The 17205-nt window shown below is 61.5% G+C and carries 13 protein-coding genes; 6 read left to right on the top strand and 7 right to left on the bottom strand.

Annotated features, from left to right (window positions below; translation table 11 throughout):
* Positions 1-89: 89 nt before the first annotated feature.
* Together ATI14_RS24565 and ATI14_RS24560 are read left to right on the top strand one after the other, a co-directional pair.
* A complete protein-coding gene (locus ATI14_RS24565; protein ID WP_016970844.1) occupies positions 90-2153 on the top strand; it encodes a hypothetical protein in 2064 nt (687 codons plus the stop codon).
* A 240-nt stretch (positions 2154-2393) separates the two neighbouring features.
* Positions 2394-4652 (top strand): autotransporter outer membrane beta-barrel domain-containing protein, encoded by a 2259-nt coding sequence (locus tag ATI14_RS24560; protein WP_080520018.1) that lies wholly within the window; start codon positions 2394-2396, stop codon positions 4650-4652.
* A 73-nt stretch (positions 4653-4725) separates the two neighbouring features.
* On the opposite strand, the gene ATI14_RS24555 is transcribed toward ATI14_RS24560, so the two are convergent.
* The 3 genes from ATI14_RS24555 to ATI14_RS24545 form a co-directional block, all read right to left on the bottom strand.
* Positions 4726-5367, bottom strand: a complete 642-nt coding sequence (locus ATI14_RS24555; protein WP_016970846.1) for a DUF1345 domain-containing protein — start codon at positions 5365-5367, stop codon at positions 4726-4728.
* An 80-nt stretch (positions 5368-5447) separates the two neighbouring features.
* The gene (locus ATI14_RS24550; RefSeq protein WP_016970847.1) at positions 5448-8537 is read right to left on the bottom strand and encodes an efflux RND transporter permease subunit; all 3090 of its coding nucleotides are present in this window, start codon (positions 8535-8537) and stop codon (positions 5448-5450) included.
* A 6-nt stretch (positions 8538-8543) separates the two neighbouring features.
* Complete coding sequence (locus ATI14_RS24545; protein WP_031319722.1) at positions 8544-9698, bottom strand: efflux RND transporter periplasmic adaptor subunit; 1155 nt, start codon at positions 9696-9698, stop codon at positions 8544-8546.
* A 291-nt stretch (positions 9699-9989) separates the two neighbouring features.
* Between ATI14_RS24545 and ATI14_RS24540 the strand changes: the two genes are divergently transcribed.
* Complete coding sequence (locus ATI14_RS24540; protein ID WP_016971864.1) at positions 9990-10691, top strand: response regulator; 702 nt, start codon at positions 9990-9992, stop codon at positions 10689-10691.
* 3 nt (positions 10692-10694) lie between these two features.
* Positions 10695-11996: an ATP-binding protein gene (locus ATI14_RS24535; RefSeq protein WP_017255569.1), complete on the top strand. Its 1302-nt coding sequence runs from the start codon at positions 10695-10697 to the stop codon at positions 11994-11996.
* Here the strand turns inward: ATI14_RS24535 and ATI14_RS24530 are convergent, their stop codons facing one another.
* Genes ATI14_RS24530 through ATI14_RS24520 form a run of 3 tightly spaced genes read right to left on the bottom strand, consistent with a single transcriptional unit; the run spans position 11997 to position 13774 of the window.
* Complete coding sequence (locus tag ATI14_RS24530; RefSeq protein ID WP_080520017.1) at positions 11997-12671, bottom strand: anti-sigma factor; 675 nt, start codon at positions 12669-12671, stop codon at positions 11997-11999.
* Positions 12668-13195, bottom strand: a complete 528-nt coding sequence (locus ATI14_RS24525; RefSeq protein ID WP_016973280.1) for a sigma-70 family RNA polymerase sigma factor — start codon at positions 13193-13195, stop codon at positions 12668-12670. Before ATI14_RS24525 ends, ATI14_RS24530 begins: the two co-directional genes overlap by 4 nt.
* Before the next feature lie 60 nt (positions 13196-13255).
* Entirely contained in the window at positions 13256-13774 is a 519-nt protein-coding gene (locus tag ATI14_RS24520) for a DUF3455 domain-containing protein (RefSeq protein WP_016973281.1), read from the bottom strand.
* 138 nt (positions 13775-13912) lie between these two features.
* Between ATI14_RS24520 and ATI14_RS24515 the strand changes: the two genes are divergently transcribed.
* Both ATI14_RS24515 and ATI14_RS24510 read left to right on the top strand, forming a co-directional pair.
* A complete protein-coding gene (locus ATI14_RS24515; RefSeq protein ID WP_016973282.1) occupies positions 13913-14683 on the top strand; it encodes a class I SAM-dependent methyltransferase in 771 nt (256 codons plus the stop codon).
* Between the two features lie 91 nt (positions 14684-14774).
* Positions 14775-15560 (top strand): sulfite exporter TauE/SafE family protein, encoded by a 786-nt coding sequence (locus tag ATI14_RS24510; protein WP_016973283.1) that lies wholly within the window; start codon positions 14775-14777, stop codon positions 15558-15560.
* Positions 15561-15703: 143 nt separating this feature from the next.
* Here the strand turns inward: ATI14_RS24510 and ATI14_RS24505 are convergent, their stop codons facing one another.
* Positions 15704-16942 (bottom strand): acyl-CoA dehydrogenase family protein, encoded by a 1239-nt coding sequence (locus ATI14_RS24505; RefSeq protein ID WP_016973284.1) that lies wholly within the window; start codon positions 16940-16942, stop codon positions 15704-15706.
* Positions 16943-17205: the final 263 nt, after the last annotated feature.

Genomic DNA, 17205 nt, shown 5'->3' with positions numbered 1-17205 from the left:
GGCTTTTAAACAACGACGAACGCATGCATGCATGTGGAATGCATCGGCTCGGTGCAGTCAACTATATTCGGTACGATGGAGAGCAGAACATGAACGGAAAAGTTTCTACCAAAGTGTTTATTATCGGTATACCTCCTACCCTGGCGCCAGTTCAAATTCAGAATGTGGTCGACCCGGCTATAGGTCTTGTTTCAAAAGCGTCTGCGACCAGTAGTTTAGAGCTTGACTGCCCGTCTGGCGATCAATCGGATAACGGGGATTGGTATGAAGTTTATATGCGCGACAAGACCAGCCCGATTGCCAATGCCTGGACCCAGATAGCAGGGCCCGCCCAATTTACCATTGCGAACCCTGGCGACTTGTTTCGCGTCACGATCCCGGCCCCTGCCGGCAGCGGCGGGTTCCCCCATGGGGAATTCGAAATTTGTCATCAGTTATTTGTTAATAAGTTTGCGGACCCGGCCATTCCGGGCGATGTGGACCGGCCTTCAGATGTGGGCGAGCAATCGGCTCCCGTGCCTGTGACATTTGACCAATATGCCCCGTATGAGAGTGTAAATTCCAGCGTCAGGCCGCCCGCACCCATCTACACGGGTACGTTGCCGGCAGGTACGCCTGTTACGGCCACTTTTTTGGCGAGCGCTGGCGGTTTAACCTTTAGTGTTCCCGATAACACCTATGCTTTTCGAAGTGGGCAGTGGGATCCTCTCGACACGATTCAGTTCTACTGGACTACAGGTGACGCGGCGGTGCCATCCGAGGAGGTGGGTGGGCTCATTCCACCGCGGCCCATGACGCAAACCGGCAACGTCTTTACACTGCTTCCCGGTGAAGTAACCAACAGTGGTGTGTACAAGCTTATCTATACCATCACAGACCGTTTGGGGCACGTCAGTCTGCCGTCAATCGCGAGTGCGCCCTTCACCGTCGCGCTGACGCCACCGCCTGTGCTGGAGGATATTCTGATTGACCAGGCTCCCGCGCCGAGGGGGGGCAGTACTGACCGTTTAATCAACGTCAAGGACTACGTGTCCGGTGTTACCGGCCAGATCCTTGCTTACACGAACCACCTGCCGGCCAAGGACGAGTTTCAGTTCAAATGGGGCAATCAGCCCTGGACCCAGTGGTTTGGCGTACCCCAGCTGCCGTTCACGTTGGATACAGCCCTGTTGACCCCGCTGATCCTTGCTGATTACGGCACCACAAAAGGGGTGAAGCCGACAGACCTGCAATACCGCATCCGTCGGGACGGTGAGGAATTTCCTTCACCCACCAAGACGATCGATGTGAATTTGAGTGTGACAGGGCCGGACAACCCCGGCACGCCGGGCAGCCCGAACACCCGTTTACTGCCCCTGAATATGTTTGGACAACCTGATGCTGCTCCGGTTGAACCCAATGTGCTGAGGTTTCCACAGGCGGGTAACACTGCCTTTGCAGAAATTGTTTTGTGGACGGGCAGTGATGCTCCCGCGCCAGGCATGTGGATTCACGTGGTACGCCCCGACGGCACGCTCGTCACGCCGCCGTATCCGATCACGACTGAAGTGTCGGGGCAAACCATCCGCGTTCCAGTTGCCTGGAGCAATATAGAGGCCGGTGGAAATGGCGTTCAAAATTTTCATTATTTCGTTGCATCGACGGCAGCGCCAACGGCTGACGATAACCGCAATGACTCACCACCTACCCCTGTGCAGGTACTGGGCGCTGTGACAGCTAGCCTGCCCGCGCCGCAATTTACCGGCGCTGTGGGCACCGGTGCAAATAATCAGTGGAACTGTGATTCGCTTGTGATCGTCCCGGTGACGACGCCCAAAACGTTCCAGGGGCGGATTTTCGTACAGGGAGATCCAAGGATGGTGCTCGGCCAGCAACTGACCCTTGCGTTGCGGATTTTCAGGCCTCGTACAGGAACGCCGATTTTTGACAATACGCAAACCTACAGCGTGCCCATTACCCCCGCCATTATCGCCAGCGGTCACACCTTCCTGGTGCCGTTCAGTTTCCTGGTGAATGCACGACTTGGGCGGGCCGAAGTGGTTGTCACTGCTCCTTTGGCCGGCAACACGCTGGGGGTTGCGGTGTCGGGCCTCAACGTGCGTACCACGCTGTCACAGAATTCCTGTGATTTGTCACCCATCGTAGGGCCTTAGAGGCGTCAGGTAACACAGCGGCAAGCCCCCTCTTTCGCACTTGAAAGGGGGGGCGTTTCGCTCAATCGTTCCCGTTCAATAAATCACCCGGCGTGAAGATTTTTTACATCTAAGCTGCAGACTATTCCTACATAACAAGGGAGGCTTAATTCTTACCCTATGCGCCGCAGAGGTAAGGCTCCTTGTGTAGCGACTGAGCCGAACCGCTTTTTGTAAGCCTCACCAAGAGAGTGATTGACCATGTCGGCACTGAATACGTTTGAGCTCAAGCCGTTGAGCAAGATGATGAAAGTCCCCACCCTTACATTGTGTTTGTTCGCTGCGGTGCAAGGGCAAGCGCAAGCGGTTCAGCTGGGCAATGGTGCTCAACAAACCATTGATGCCACTGTTCCTTCGACCGATTGGCAGCTGTCTGGCCAGTCCACGCTTAACATGAACGGCGCAACAGCAACGGATATCGAGTTGGCGGCTTCCACGTTGAACATGAACGCTGGCAGCGTGGCTAACAGTATTCGTGCAGGTGGCGGCTCCAGGGTCAATATCAACGCTGCACGGGTGACTTCCAACAGCCAGCTGCTCGGCGCCGTGCGCCTGGAAAACAGCCAGGCTTTTATCAATGACAGCACCATCACCAACAGCCGTGGCGTAGGCCTGCAGGCGTTTGGTATCTCCGGTACTGCCAATGGCTCAACGGCGACGGTGACCAACAGCACGATCAGCGGCGCTCTCGCCGGCGCGGAGGCTACCAGCGGCAGTGAATTGCACTTTAAGCAAAACACTGTGGTGCAAGGCACGGGAACCGGTTCGGAAGGGCTCTCCCTGTCAGGTGCCACCGCGACAGCCAGTCAAAGCACCATCATCGGTAACGGAAATGGTGTCTCGCTCACCCGCGGCCGTGCCGATACCACGAATGGCAAACTGGTTCTGGACCAGTCCAGCGTTGAGGGGCGGGTCGGCTCGGCCATTTCGGTGCGAGGCACGCCAGGCCGTGTCCCCGCGGTGTCCATCGATGTTAACAACGGTTCGACCTTGAAGGGCGGCAACGGCAATGTGCTGAGCGTCTCCGGCGGCGCGACAGCGACCATGAACGTGGACGACAGTCGCCTGTTCGGCAATGTCGCTGTCGACGGCACCAGCACCGCTCATTTGAACCTGCAAAACAAGGCCGAGCTGACCGGCCAGTTGCAGAACGTTTCCAGCCTCAGCGTCGGCAATACCGCCAACTGGACCATGACCGGCGACAGCCAGGTCGGTGCGCTGAACATGGGGGGCGGTACCGTCACCATGGGGGCTGCCGATGCATTCTACCGACTGAACCTGACGACGCTTTCCGGCGACGGCAAATTTGTCATGGGGACGGACTTCGCGACCGGCCAGACTGACTTCATCAATGTGACCGGCGAAGCCACGGGCAAACTCGTCCTGGCAGTGGCGGCCAGCGGCGTTGAATCGGTCAAGACCCAGCTGCTGCACACAGGGGGGGGCAATGCGACGTTTTCCCTTGACGGCGGCCCGGTCGACTTGGGTGCTTATGCTTACGACGTAAAAAAAGAAGGCAACGATGTGTTCCTGGATACGCAGAAACGCGTCGCCAGCCGCAGCACACGTGTCGCGCAGGCAGTGTTCAATACTGCGCCCACCGTGATGCTCGGCGAAGAGGCTTCGCTTCGCGCCCGCATGGGGGAACTGCGTTTCGAACCGGGCCAGGCAGGCCTGTGGATCCGCGGTTTCGGCAACAAGTACAACGTGTCGGAAAGCTCGGGCAGCGCCTACACGCAGAACCAGCGCGGCTTCTCCATTGGTGCCGATATGCCGCTGGCAGACAGCCAATGGCTGGTCGGTGTGATGGCCGGTCACAGTACTTCTGACCTCAACCTGGCACGGGGTTCCTCGGGCACCGTCAAAAGCTACTTCGCGGGCCTGTATGCCACCTGGATGGATCAGGAAAGCGGCTTCTACTTTGACACGGTTGCCAAGGTCAACCGCTTCCAGAACGAGGCCAAGGCCACACTCAGTGACAGCACTTCCAGCAAGGGTAATTACAACAACCTGGGCGGGAGCCTGTCGGCAGAGTTCGGCCGCAATATCAAGCTCGATGATGGCTGGTTTGTTGAACCTTATGTGCGAGGCTCGTCGATTGTCGTTCAGGGCGGCAATTACAGCCTGAAAAATGGCCTGCAAGTCGATGGTGAGCGCACACGCTCTATCACGGGTGAGGCGGGGGCGACCGTGGGGCGTGATATCCAGCTCGACAGCGGCACCATTGTTCAGCCATACCTGCGTGCGGCCATGGTCCATGAGTTTGCCAACAACAATAAGGTGCTGGTGAACAATCAGACGTTCAAAAATGATCTGTCGGGTTCACGCAGCAAGTTTGGTGCGGGTGTAGCGGTGAAATTTTCCCAGAACCTGCAAATGCACGCCGACCTGGAAACCAGCAACAGCAACAAAATCGATCAAGTCTTCGGGGCCAACCTTGGCGTTCGTTACTCGTTCTAACTGAACCTGTCGTTGCCAAAAGGCCCTGGTCGAAAGATCAGGGCCTTTTTTCTGCGTGGCAGGGGTGGCAGGCTCAGCTAAACAGGCCTGCGGCGATATTGATCGAAAATCCCAGAATGGCGGTATTGAACAGAAAACCAATCAACGATTGCCCCAACACCACTTTGCGCATACCGCGCGAGGCAACTCCCACATCTGCCGTCTGCACTGCTACGCCAATGGTGAACGAGAAATACAGGAAATCCCAGTAATTGGGGGTTCGTAAATCGTCGGCAAAGCGCAGCGCCGGCTCGTCACCGTCCCAGGTATAAAACAGCCGCGCGTAATGCACGCTGAAAATCACCCCGATCAGCAACCATGAGCCAACCACCGTTAGCCCGGTAAAGCCGTAGTGCAGCAGGCGCTCGGTGTTGTCCAGGTCCTTGGCGCCCACCAGGTTGAGGGTGATGGTCGCAAGGCTTGCGATCGCGGCGATGCACACCATGAACAGCACCATGCCGGCATTTTCATCTTCGATTTCCGCGATGCGCTTGACGTCGTCGGCGCGGGAGCGGCTGACCAGCCACAGCATCAACAGCAAGTAAGTCCAGACCCCGGCGTTCCAGCCAATGAGGATTTTGCTTACAAGTGTGTCTGCCGGTGCCAGGATGCCTATGCCAAGGCCCAGAACGGCAGCGGCGGACAGGCGAGGGTGGGTGCGGGCAAGGAAGGCCATAGGTGCTCACAACAGGGGAGGTTGTGAGCACCATAGCGCATTCGCGGCGGATGAGCTTCCTGTGGCGAGCGGGCTTGCCCTTAACGCTTTTTACGCACCAGCTTCATGACCACTACAAAGAACACTGGCACAAACACCACCGCCAGGGTGGCGGTGATCATGCCGCCAATCACACCGGTGCCAATCGCTTGCTGGCTCGCCGAGCTGGCGCCGGTGGCAATCGCCAACGGCACCACGCCTAGAATGAACGCCAGCGAGGTCATGATGATCGGCCGCAAGCGCAGGCGCGCGGCTTTCAGGGTGGCGTCGATCAGGTCTTCACCTTGCTCGTACAGGTCTTTGGCGAACTCGATGATCAAAATCGCGTTCTTCGCCGACAAGCCGATGATGGTGATCAAGCCCACCTTGAAGAACACGTCATTGGGCATGCCGCGCAACGCCACCGCCAATACCGCGCCGAGCACCCCCAGCGGCACCACCAGCAACACCGAGGTCGGGATCGACCAGCTCTCATACAGCGCCGCCAGGCACAGAAACACGATCAGCAGCGAAAGCCCCAGCAGCAACGGCGCCTGGGAGCCGGACAAACGCTCCTGCAACGACAAACCGGTCCATTCCTGGCCCAGGCCCGCCGGCAACTGGCTGACCAGGCGCTGGATCTCTTCCATCGCCTCGCCCGTGCTGTGCCCCGGTGCCGCTTCGCCGCTGATGGCAATGGCGGGGTAGCCGTTGTAGCGCGTCAACTGTGCCGGGCCCTGGGTCCATTTGGCTTCGACGAATGCCGACAACGGCACCATCTTCCCGGCGTTGTTGCGCACGTTGATTTTAAGCAAATCCGCCACCTGGCTGCGCTGATCGCCTTCGGCCTGTACCACCACGCGCTGCATGCGCCCCTGGTTGGGGAAGTCGTTGACATACGCCGAGCCGATCGCCGAAGACAGTACGTTGCCCACGTCGGCAAACGAGACACCCAGCGCGTTGGCCTGTTTGCGGTCCACTTCCAGCTGCACTTGCGGTGCTTCGGCCAGGGCGCTTTCGCGCACGTTGGCCAGGATCGGGCTCTTCTCGGCGCTCGCCAGCAGCTCGGTGCGCGCCGCCATCAAGGCCGCGTGGCCGACGCCACCCCGGTCTTGCAGGCGGAACTCGAAACCGCTGGAGGTGCCGAGGCCGTCCACCGGTGGCGGCAGAATTGCGTAGGCAATCGCGTCTTTCAGCTCGCTGAAGGCCGCGTTGGCCCGGTCGGCAATCGACGAAGCCGAATCATTGCTGCTGCGTTCGGACCAATCCTTGAGCGTGGTAAACGCCAGCGCCGCATTCTGCCCGGAACCGGAGAAACTGAAGCCCATGATCATGGTGGTGTCGCCCACCCCGGGCTCCCCGGCGTTGTGCGCTTCAATCTGCTCGGCCACCTGCACCGTGCGGTTCTTGCTCGCGCCCGGCGGCAGCTGAATGTCGGTGATGGTGTAACCCTGGTCTTCCACCGGCAGGAACGAAGAGGGCAGGCGGCTGAACATCCAGCCCAGGCCCACCAGCAACACCAGGTAGATCAGCAGGTAGCGGCCACTGCGCTTGAGCGCATAAGCCACCCAGCCTTCGTAGCGGTTGGTGAACTGATCAAAACGTTTATTGAACCAGCCGAAGAAACCGCCCTTGGCATGGTGCTCGCCCTGGGCAATCGGCTTGAGCAATGTGGCGCAGAGTGCCGGGGTCAAGGTCAGGGCGAGGAAAGCCGAGAACAGGATCGAGGTGGCCATCGACAACGAGAATTGCTGGTAGATCACCCCCACCGAACCCGGCATGAAGGCCATCGGCAGGAACACCGCCACCAACACCAGCGTAATGCCGACGATGGCCCCGGTGATCTGGCCCATGGCCTTGCGCGTGGCGTCCTTGGGCGACAGACCTTCGGTGGCCATGATGCGCTCGACGTTCTCCACCACCACAATCGCGTCGTCCACCAGAATGCCGATGGCCAGCACCATGCCGAACATGGTCAGCACGTTGATCGAAAAGCCCAGCAGCAACATGGTCGCGAAGGTGCCCATCAGTGCCACCGGCACCACCAGCGTCGGGATCAGGGTGTAGCGCACGTTCTGCAGGAACAGGAACATCACCGCAAACACCAGCGCCATGGCCTCCAGCAAGGTGTACACCACCTTGGTGATCGAGACTTTGACGAACGGCGAGGTGTCGTACGGAATCTTGTATTCCACATTGGCCGGGAAGTAGCGCGACAGCTCATCCATCTTCGCCCGCACCAGCGTGGCGGTGCTCAGCGCGTTGGCGCCGGGCGACAGCTGCACGCTGACGGCGGTGGACGGCTTGCCGTTCAGGCGCGTGGAAAACTGGTATTCCTGGCTGCCGATTTCAACCCGCGCCACGTCGCCGACGCGCACGGTGGAGCCGTCCGGGTTGGCCTTGAGCACGATGTCGGCAAATTCCGCCGGGGTCGAGAGCTGGCCTTTGACCAGGATCGCGGCGGTGATTTCCTGGGTGTTGGTGCCCGGCAAATCGCCGATGCTGCCCGCCGACACCTGGGCGTTCTGCGCGCTGATGGCGGCATTGACGTCGGCGGGTGTGAGGTTGAAACCGATCAGTTTCTGCGGGTCGATCCAGATGCGCATGGCGCGCTCGGCGCCATACAGCTGGGCCTTGCCCACGCCGTCCAGACGCTTGAGCTCGTTCATCACGTTGCGCGCCAGGTAATCGCTGAGCGCCACGTCGTCGAGTTTGCCGTCGCTGGACGTCAGGGTCACCAGCAGCAGGAAACCGGCGGAGACTTTTTCCACCTGCAAGCCTTGCTGGGTCACGGCCTGCGGCAGGCGCGGCTCGACCGCTTTAAGACGGTTTTGCACGTCAACCTGAGCCATTTCCGGGTCGGTGCCCGGCTGGAAAGTGGCGGTGATGGTGGCCGAGCCCAAACTGCTCTGGGATTCGAAATACAGCAGGTGGTCGGCGCCGTTGAGCTCCTGCTCGATCAGGCTGACCACGCTTTCGTCCAGGGTCTGCGCCGAAGCGCCGGGGTACACCGCGTAGATTTCCACCTTTGGCGGTGCGACGTTGGGGTACTGCGCCACCGGCAACTGCGGGATGGCCAATGCGCCGGCCAGCAGGATAAACAGGGCGACCACCCAGGCGAAAATCGGGCGGTCAATAAAGAACTGCGGCATGGCGGGTTATTCCTTGACTGGCTGGCCCGAGGCTGGGCTGTCGTCCACCTGGACTTTTTCACCGGGGCGCGCGTGTTGCAGTCCTTCGACCACAATGCGGTCGCCGGCCTTGAGGCCGCTGCTGACGATCCAGCGGTCGTCGATCACCGCTCCCAATTCGACCGGTTGCTGGCTCACGGTCTGCTCGGCGTCAAGCAGCAGCACCATCGGCACACCCGCGCTGTCACGGGTAATGGCGCGTTGCGGCACGCTCAGGCCCTGTTTGTCCACGGCTTGTTCCAGGCGCACCCGCACAAAACTGCCGGGCAGCAGGTCAAGATCCGGGTTGGGGAATTCGCTGCGCAGGATGATCTGCCCGGTGCCGGGGTCAACGCTGATTTCAGCGAACAACAACTTGCCCGGCAGCGGGTACAGGCTGCCGTCGTCCTGGATCAGCGTGGCCTTGGCCTGGTCCTGGCCGACCTGCTTCAAGCTGCCGGCGCGGAAGGCGCGGCGCAGGTCATTGAGTTCACGGGTTGACTGGGTCAGGTCGGCGTGGATCGGGTCCAGTTGCTGGATGATTGCCAGCGGCGTGGCCTCGTTCTGGCCGACCAGTGCGCCTTCGGTCACCAGCGCACGGCCGATGCGCCCGGAAATCGGCGCGGTCACGGTGGCGTAACCCAGGTTGAGTTTGGCGCGCTCCACGGCGGCCTTGTTGGCGGCGACTTCGGCGTTGGTCTGGCGCAGGTTGGCGCGGGCGTTGTCGTATTCCTGGCCGCTGATGGCGTTACCTTCCACCAACTGGCTGTAGCGCTGCTCTTGCAGGCGCGCCTGGAACGCGTTGGCCTCGGCCTTGCTCAGGTTGGCCAGGGCGCTGTCGAGGTCGGCCTTGAACGGGGCCGGGTCGATGCGAAACAGCACGTCGCCCTGTTTGACGTCGTGACCTTCCTTGAACACCCGCTGCATCACCACGCCGGCCACCCGCGCGCGCACTTCGGCAATGCGTGGCGCGGCAATCCGCCCGCTCAGTTCGCTGGTGATGGACAGGGGTTTGGCCTGCAGGGTTTCGATACGCACCTTGGCCAGCGGCATTTGCGGCGCTTCCTCGGCCGACTTGCCGCACGCGCCCAGGGCCAGCGTCAAGGCTAGCAGGCAAAACGGCGCAAACAGATTCTTCGACATGCTCATATCCCAATATTGACTGGCGCATCCTAAAGTCACCTGCGCCGTGGTGCTGTGAAGCTGTGTAGCTCGTCTGTGAAGAAATGTAAGGTGCGGCGCATAGTCCGCCGAGGATGTATATCCTTACAAAAAAACTGTAAACACCAAAGATACAATGTGGGAGCGGGCTTGCCCGCGAATGCAGTGGTTCAGTGAAGTATGTATTGACTGAACCACTGCATTCGCGGGCAAGCCCGCTCCCACATTGGATTTGTATACCACCAATAATTGTATTTTTCTGGAAACACCTTCATGCCCAACATCCTTCTGGTGGAAGACGACGCCGCACTCTCCGAGCTGATTGCCAGCTACCTTGAGCGCAATGGCTACCATGTCAGCGTGCTCAGCCGCGGTGACCATGTCCGCGAACGTGCGCGCCTCAATCCGCCGGACCTGGTGATCCTCGATCTGATGCTGCCCGGCCTCGACGGCCTGCAAGTGTGCCGCCTGCTGCGTGCCGACTCGGCGGGCCTGCCGATTCTGATGCTCACCGCCCGCGACGACAGCCACGACCAGGTGCTGGGCCTGGAGATGGGCGCCGACGATTATGTGACCAAACCCTGCGAGCCGCGTGTGCTGCTTGCTCGTGTGCGCACGTTGTTGCGCCGCAGCAGCCTGTCCGAACCCCAGGTGGCCAACGATCAAATCATCATGGGCAACCTGTGCATCGACCTGTCCGAGCGCACCGTGACCTGGCGCGAGCAACCGGTGGAGTTGTCCAGCGGTGAATACAACCTGCTGGTGGTGCTGGCCCGGCATGCCGGTGAAGTGCTCAGCCGCGACCAGATCCTGCAACGCCTGCGCGGCATTGAATTCAACGGCACCGACCGTTCGGTGGACGTGGCCATCTCCAAGCTGCGCCGCAAGTTCGACGACCACGCCGGTGAAGCGCGCAAGATCAAGACGGTGTGGGGCAAGGGTTACCTGTTCAGCCGCTCCGAGTGGGAATGCTGATCCATGTTTCGTGTGCTGCTACGCCTTTACCTCATCACCATCGTCACCTACAGCGCGGCGATCTATCTGATTCCCAAGCTGGTGATTCTGGCTTTCGAACACCGCTACATGGACTACAACATCGAGCAAACGCGCGGCCAGCAAAAACTGATCGTCAAGCAGTACCTGCGTGCGCCCGTGGAGCGCTGGTCGCAAGTTACCGAGCAGTTGGGCCGCGACTTTGCGCCCCTGAAGGTGCAACTGCTGTTGCGTCAGGACGCCAGCTACACGCCCGCCGAAGAAAAGCTGCTGGAGCAGGGCAAATCGGTGGTGCGCCTGGGCGAGTGGGGCTGGATGGAAGAAATCAGCTCGCCGATCAACGAGCAATTTGCGGTCAAGCTGACGCTGCCGCCCGACCCGATGGACATGAACGTGCTGTACTGGGCAATCAACGTGCTGATTGTGGCGGCGCTGCTCGCCTGCCTGCTGATCTGGCTGCGCCCGCACTGGCGTGACCTGGAGCGCCTGAAAAGCACCGCCGCGCAACTGGGCAGGGGCAACCTGAGCGAGCGTACGCGCATTCCGTCCAGCTCCAACATCGGCAGCCTGGCGTCGGTGTTCGACACCATGGCCGATGACATCGAGAGCCTGCTCAACCAGCAGCGCGACCTGCTCAACGCGGTGTCCCATGAACTGCGCACGCCACTGACCCGCCTGGATTTCGGCCTGGCCCTGGCCTTGTCCGAAGACTTGCCGCCCGCCGGCCGCGAACGCCTGCAAGGCCTGGTGGCGCATATTCGCGAGCTGGATGAGCTGGTGCTGGAGTTGCTGTCCTACAGCCGTCTGCAAAACCCGGCGCAGTTGCCGGAGCGCGTCGAAGTGGTGCTCGATGAGTTTATCGACAGCGTACTCGGCAGCGTGGATGACGAGCTGGAAAACCCCGATATCGTCATCGATGTGGCCCTCGATTGCGCTGTCGAACGTTTCAGCCTCGACCCGCGCCTCACTGCTCGCGCCTTGCAGAACCTGTTGCGCAACGCCACGCGTTATTGCGACAAGCGCATCCAGGTGGGCGTAAAAGTGGGCGCCGACGGCTGCGAAATCTGGGTGGACGACGATGGAATCGGCATTCCGCTGGAGCAACGCGAGCGGATTTTCGAGCCGTTCTACCGCCTCGACCGCAGCCGCGACCGCGCCACCGGCGGCTTCGGCCTGGGCCTGGCGATCAGCCGCCGGGCGCTGGAAGCCCAGGGCGGTACCCTCACGGCCCAGGCCTCGCCGTTGGGCGGCGCACGGTTCCGCTTGTGGTTGCCCAGTGTCGGCTGATCAAAGCACCTTCACGGCCCGGCCAATCGCCTGGATCGGCCCGGTGGGCTTGCCGGTCGGCGAGCCGCGCGGGTCTTCCAGGGTCAGTTCAAACAGCTGGTTGGGCGTGAGCGGCGGCAGCTTGTCCAGCGGCACCGACAGCGTTTGCCCCGGCTTGACCAGGCCCAGCGAGACCGGGCCTTGCCAGCCATCGCCCTTGGTCCAGAACTGCAGGGCCTTGTCGCTCGGCACCTCCATCACACCCAATGGAATAAGCTGAATCTGTTGATTGTTGCTGGCCTGGATCACCCAGCCCGGCGCCTGGCTCTGTGGCGCCACCAGCACCACCACAAAGCTGGGTGGCGTGGCGGGCGGGCGAGTCAGCAACAGCGCCGCCAACACCAGCGTGGTCAGCATGCCCGCGCCGGCCAACCCGCGCCATAGCGCCAACAGGTTCCACCACGCCACGCTGTCTTCGGGACGTTTAATCGTGCGTTCGATGCGCGGCCAAAGGTGGGCGGTGGGCGGCACCGGCTCGGCCAGTGCCGTCAGTGGCAGCAGGCGCTGTTCCCAGGCGTCCACGGCGGCACGCAACTCAGGGTCGTGGTTCAGGCGCTGTTGCACCTCGGCCCGTTGCTCGGCGGGCAGGGTGCCCAGCACGTATTCGCTGGCCAGTTCATCCATCGGCTCGTTCATGCCATGCACTCCCGCAGCGCGGCGAGGCTACGTTTGATCCAGGCTTTGACGGTGCCCAGGGGCGTGTCCAGTTTCCGGGCGATTTCGCTGTGGGAATCACCGTCGACATAGGCGTGCAGGATGCACGCGCGACGGGCCGGGTCGAGCTGTTCCAGGCAACGATAAACCTTGTCTTCCCGGGCGCCGAATTCGAAGCGGGCAGCCGGTTCGGCAGCTTGCTCGTGTTCATCGTCCAGCACCACTTCGCGGTAGCGGTTGCGCACGGCATTGAGCGCCAGGTGGCGGGTCACGCTGAACACCCAGCCGCGGGCCGAGCCGCGGCGTGCGTCAAAACTGCCGGCGCCACGCCAGATGCGGATAAAGGCGTCGTGCACGATGTCTTCGGCCAGGGCCTTGTCGCGGGCGATACGCAAGGCCACCCCGAGCAACTGGTTGCTGTCCTGCACATAGAGCTGGCGCAGGGCACGTTTATCGCCGCGGGCGCAGGCCGCAAGGCACGCTTCATAGTCAAACAAATACGGCATCCCTTAATGGCTGAACCCTGTGGCGAGCGCACTCGCCACAGGCAGCGTAGCCGACTTTACTCAGTTGGCCGCCCAGAAGATGTAGTCGGCCTGGTACTTCACCACTTCCTGCGCGCCTTTGTTCGCCACCGTGCAGGCGCTGCTCGGGGCCACGCCGCCCTTGAGGGCGACCCGCTGGATGTAACTCACGCCGCTCATCGCACCCTTGCCTTCGGCCGGGTTGGCCTTGACCAGTTGATAGGGCAGGTTGCCTGCGCCCGACGGTGCCACCGCCAATTGGGTGCCGGTGATTTTCGAGCCGTCCTTGGCCTGCCAGGTGGCCGGTGGGCCGAAGTAGGTGCCCACCGGCTTGCCGCTGCGGTCATTCAACACGGCCTTGGGGCCGACGAAGGTCCATTCGGTCTGGCCGGCGGCGTTGGCTTTGTCCTTGCACTCGTAGGTGATTTCGCCGACGCCTGTCGTCTCCAATGCCACCTTGTGGCCGTCCGGCACCTTGATGCTGTCGGGCAAACCGGTTTGGGCGAAAACGGCAGGGGTGGCCAACAGCGCGGTCAGGCAGAGCAATGCTTTAGCGTTCATGGTGTAACTCCATTTCAGTAAAACAGCGGGGTGACTGAAAGGACTACCCGCGGCGCGCGCGATTGGATGCACGGGTTAGAAAATAAACTTGAGAGGGCGCACACTGTGCGCCCCGCAACAACCGAGGAGAGATTGGCAATGACTGGTGTTCACACGTCTGCTCAACAAGGTTTCTCGACCCAGGCCGTCACCTACGCCCAAGGCCGGCCGGACTATCCGCGGCAACTCACCGGCTGGCTCACCGACACCCTGCATATTGATGCGCACTCCACGGTGATCGATCTGGGCGCCGGCACCGGCAAGTTCACCCGGTTGCTCAGCACCCTGGCGCCGACGCTGATTGCCGTCGAGCCGGTGGAGGCCATGGGCGCGCAGTTGGCAAAACTGCTGCCGGACGTGCGTTTGCTTCCCGGCACGGCCGAAGCCATCCCCCTCGAAGCCGCCAGCGCCGATGCGGTGGTCTGCGCGCAGGCTTTCCACTGGTTTTCCACTGAGGCGGCGTTGGCGGACATTCACCGCGTGCTGAAGCCCGGCGGTCGCCTGGGGCTGGTGTGGAATGTGCGCGATGAATCGGTGGATTGGGTGGCGGCGATCACGGCCATCATCACCCCGTATGAAGGTGATACGCCGCGCTTTCATACCGGCCACTGGCGCGAAGCCTTCACCGGTGAGTATTTTTCCGCACCCGAGATGACGTGCTTTCCTTACAGCCACGTCGGCAGCCCGCAGGAAGTGATCATGGACCGCTTTCTCTCGGTCAGCTTTATTGCCGCGCTGGGACCGGCTGAAAAAGCCACGGTCACCGCGCAGCTGCAGGCGCTGATCGATACCCATCCGGCCTTGAAAGGGCGCGATACCGTGGCCTTTCCGTACCGGACCCAGGCGTACGTCTGTCAGCGCCTGAGCTAAAAGGCATAAAGTCAGATCATATTGGTATAAGTCGTTATAAGAAAAATCGCTATCCTGCGGCCAGAAATTTATAAGGCCGCAGGTAGCTGTAATGGATGTGGGGAATTTTGGTTTTGTCATTGCCGGCCTGATCGTGGGTTTTATCGTGGGCATGACCGGTGTGGGCGGGGGCTCGTTGATGACGCCGATCCTGCTCTGGTTCGGCATCAACCCGGCGACTGCCGTGGGCACCGACCTGTTGTACGCGGCCATCACCAAGTCCGGTGGCGTGCTGGTACACAGCAAGAACAAAAACATCGACTGGACCATCACCGGCTGGCTCACCCTGGGCAGTGTGCCTGCGGTGCTGCTGACCCTGTGGTTTCTCGCCAGCCTGCACACCGACCCCAGCGCGATGAACGCAGTGATCAAACAGGCCCTCGGCGTGGTGCTGTTGCTGACCGCCCTGGCCATTTTGTTCAAGAAAACCCTGTTGGCCTTCGCCCAGCGCCATGCCGGCGATGACTACCGCATGAGCCCGCGCAACCTGAATGCGCTCACCGTGATTACCGGTGCCATCCTCGGCACCATGGTTGCGCTGACGTCCATCGGCGCCGGGGCTTTGGGCACTGTGGCGCTGTTTATCCTTTATCCGTTCCTGGCCACACGGCGGCTGGTCGGCACCGAGATCGCCCACGCGGTGCCCCTGACCCTGGTGGCCGGCCTGGGCCACGCGAGCATGGGCAATATGGACTGGCACTTGCTGGGCTTTTTGCTGATGGGCTCGCTGCCGGGCATTTACCTGGGCAGCCACATGACCGGCAAGGTGCCCGATGGTGTGCTGCGCCCGTGCCTGGCGATCATGTTGATGAGTATTGGCTACAAGCTGGCCTTCTAAATGGTGGGGTGTACGCAATCCAAATGTGGGAGCTGGCTTGTCGGGTCGCCGCATCGCTGCGATAGCGGTGGTTCAGTTGACTGAATAGGTGGCTGGCACACCGCTATCGCAGGCAAGCCAGCTCCCACAGGGATTGCGTGACTTCAGGTCCTGGTCGGGCCATTACCGATCTGCCACACAAACGGCGGTTCGGTGCCATTGACCACCCAATCCCCCACAATCCGCGCCTTGTAGATCACCGGGTTGTGCGAGGACACCGTGCGCGCATTGCGCCAATGCCGATCAAGCGCCTTGCCCTGGCGCACGTCCGAAGCGCCCAGCGCATTGAACAGTTCGGTGGTCGCCCGCTGAATCAGTTCCGATACCACCACCTGCGCTGTCGCCGACTCGATCTCGGCGGCCACGTTGGCCTCACGCTCCACTTCCGCATTCCCGCCAAACCGCGCCACATAGGCCCGTTGCGCCGGCACGGCGGCTTTCAATGCGCTGGCTTCGGCGGCATACACCAGCGCGGCCACTTCACCCACCACCTGCTGAATCTGCGCGTCCTGGCTGACATGCGGCGCATTGCCATGGCTGTAGATGCGCCGGCGGCTGCGCACCTGATGGGCCACATCATTCAGCGCGGCGCGACCGATCCCGGCCAGGCTGGCCAGCAGGACAAGCTGATAGAACGCCGTCTGGTATTTGAAACGGGTGGCGAAGTCGATGACGTTGTCGGCTTCCACCACCGCGTCGCTAAAGCGTGTGGTGCCGCTGCCGGTGGTGCGTTGGCCGAAGCCGTCCCAGTCGTCACGTTGCACCACACCAGGCTGGCGCGTGCGGGTGGCGGCGATCACGTCGCCGCCGGTGTCGCTGCGTTGGGCGTACACGTCGATCCAGTCCGAGAAAATACTGCCGGTGCTGTAGAACTTTTCGCCGTTGAGCTTCCAGTTATCGCCGTCGGGGCTGACTTGGGTGACCACATCGCCGATGGCCACGTTGCCGATTTCGGTCCAGGCGCAGCCGACGATATCGCCTTCAACAAACCGTTTAAACCAAAGGTCGCGGCCCGCGCTCGGCGGGGCGTTCAAGCGGTCCTCGGCAAAGGCAAAGTGCCCGCGCAACGCTTGCGGCACGTTGGAGTCGGCGGCCGCCAGTTCGATCAACAATTCAAACAACTGCGGCAATGAAGCGCCGCCGCCGCCGTATTCCACCGGCACCCGCACGGCGCCGAAACCCGCCTCTTTCAGCCATTGAATGGGCTCAAACGGCAGGGCGCGGGTGTGTTCACGTTCCACGGCACCTTCGGCGATGCGCTGGAAGATCGGCCGAAAGCGCGCGGCCAGCGCGGGGTAATCGACGCCGGTGGACAGCGGGTTGATCACGTGTTGCTCGGTCATGGGGTACGGCTCCCTGGCAGTGTTCAAGTCCTGGGGCTGTTGCACAGTCCGTGCCGGGGTTTATCGCCCGTGTTTGCGGCGCGCGGCAGTGATCCACTGTTGCTCCCGCAACAGTGGAACGACAAACCGGCACAATCCCCGACATTGCCCGCGCGGCCGTACAACCACCAATTGCTTACCGCAACGCCTGCAGGCCGGGCCTTTGCGGACGGCTGGCACGCTTGCTGCTCAAGCCCCTGCCACATCCCTTTGTGCGAGGTACT

Source organism: Pseudomonas tolaasii NCPPB 2192 (genome assembly GCF_002813445.1).
Lineage (GTDB): Bacteria > Pseudomonadota > Gammaproteobacteria > Pseudomonadales > Pseudomonadaceae > Aquipseudomonas > Aquipseudomonas tolaasii.
This window is presented reverse-complemented; position numbering and strand designations above follow the sequence as displayed.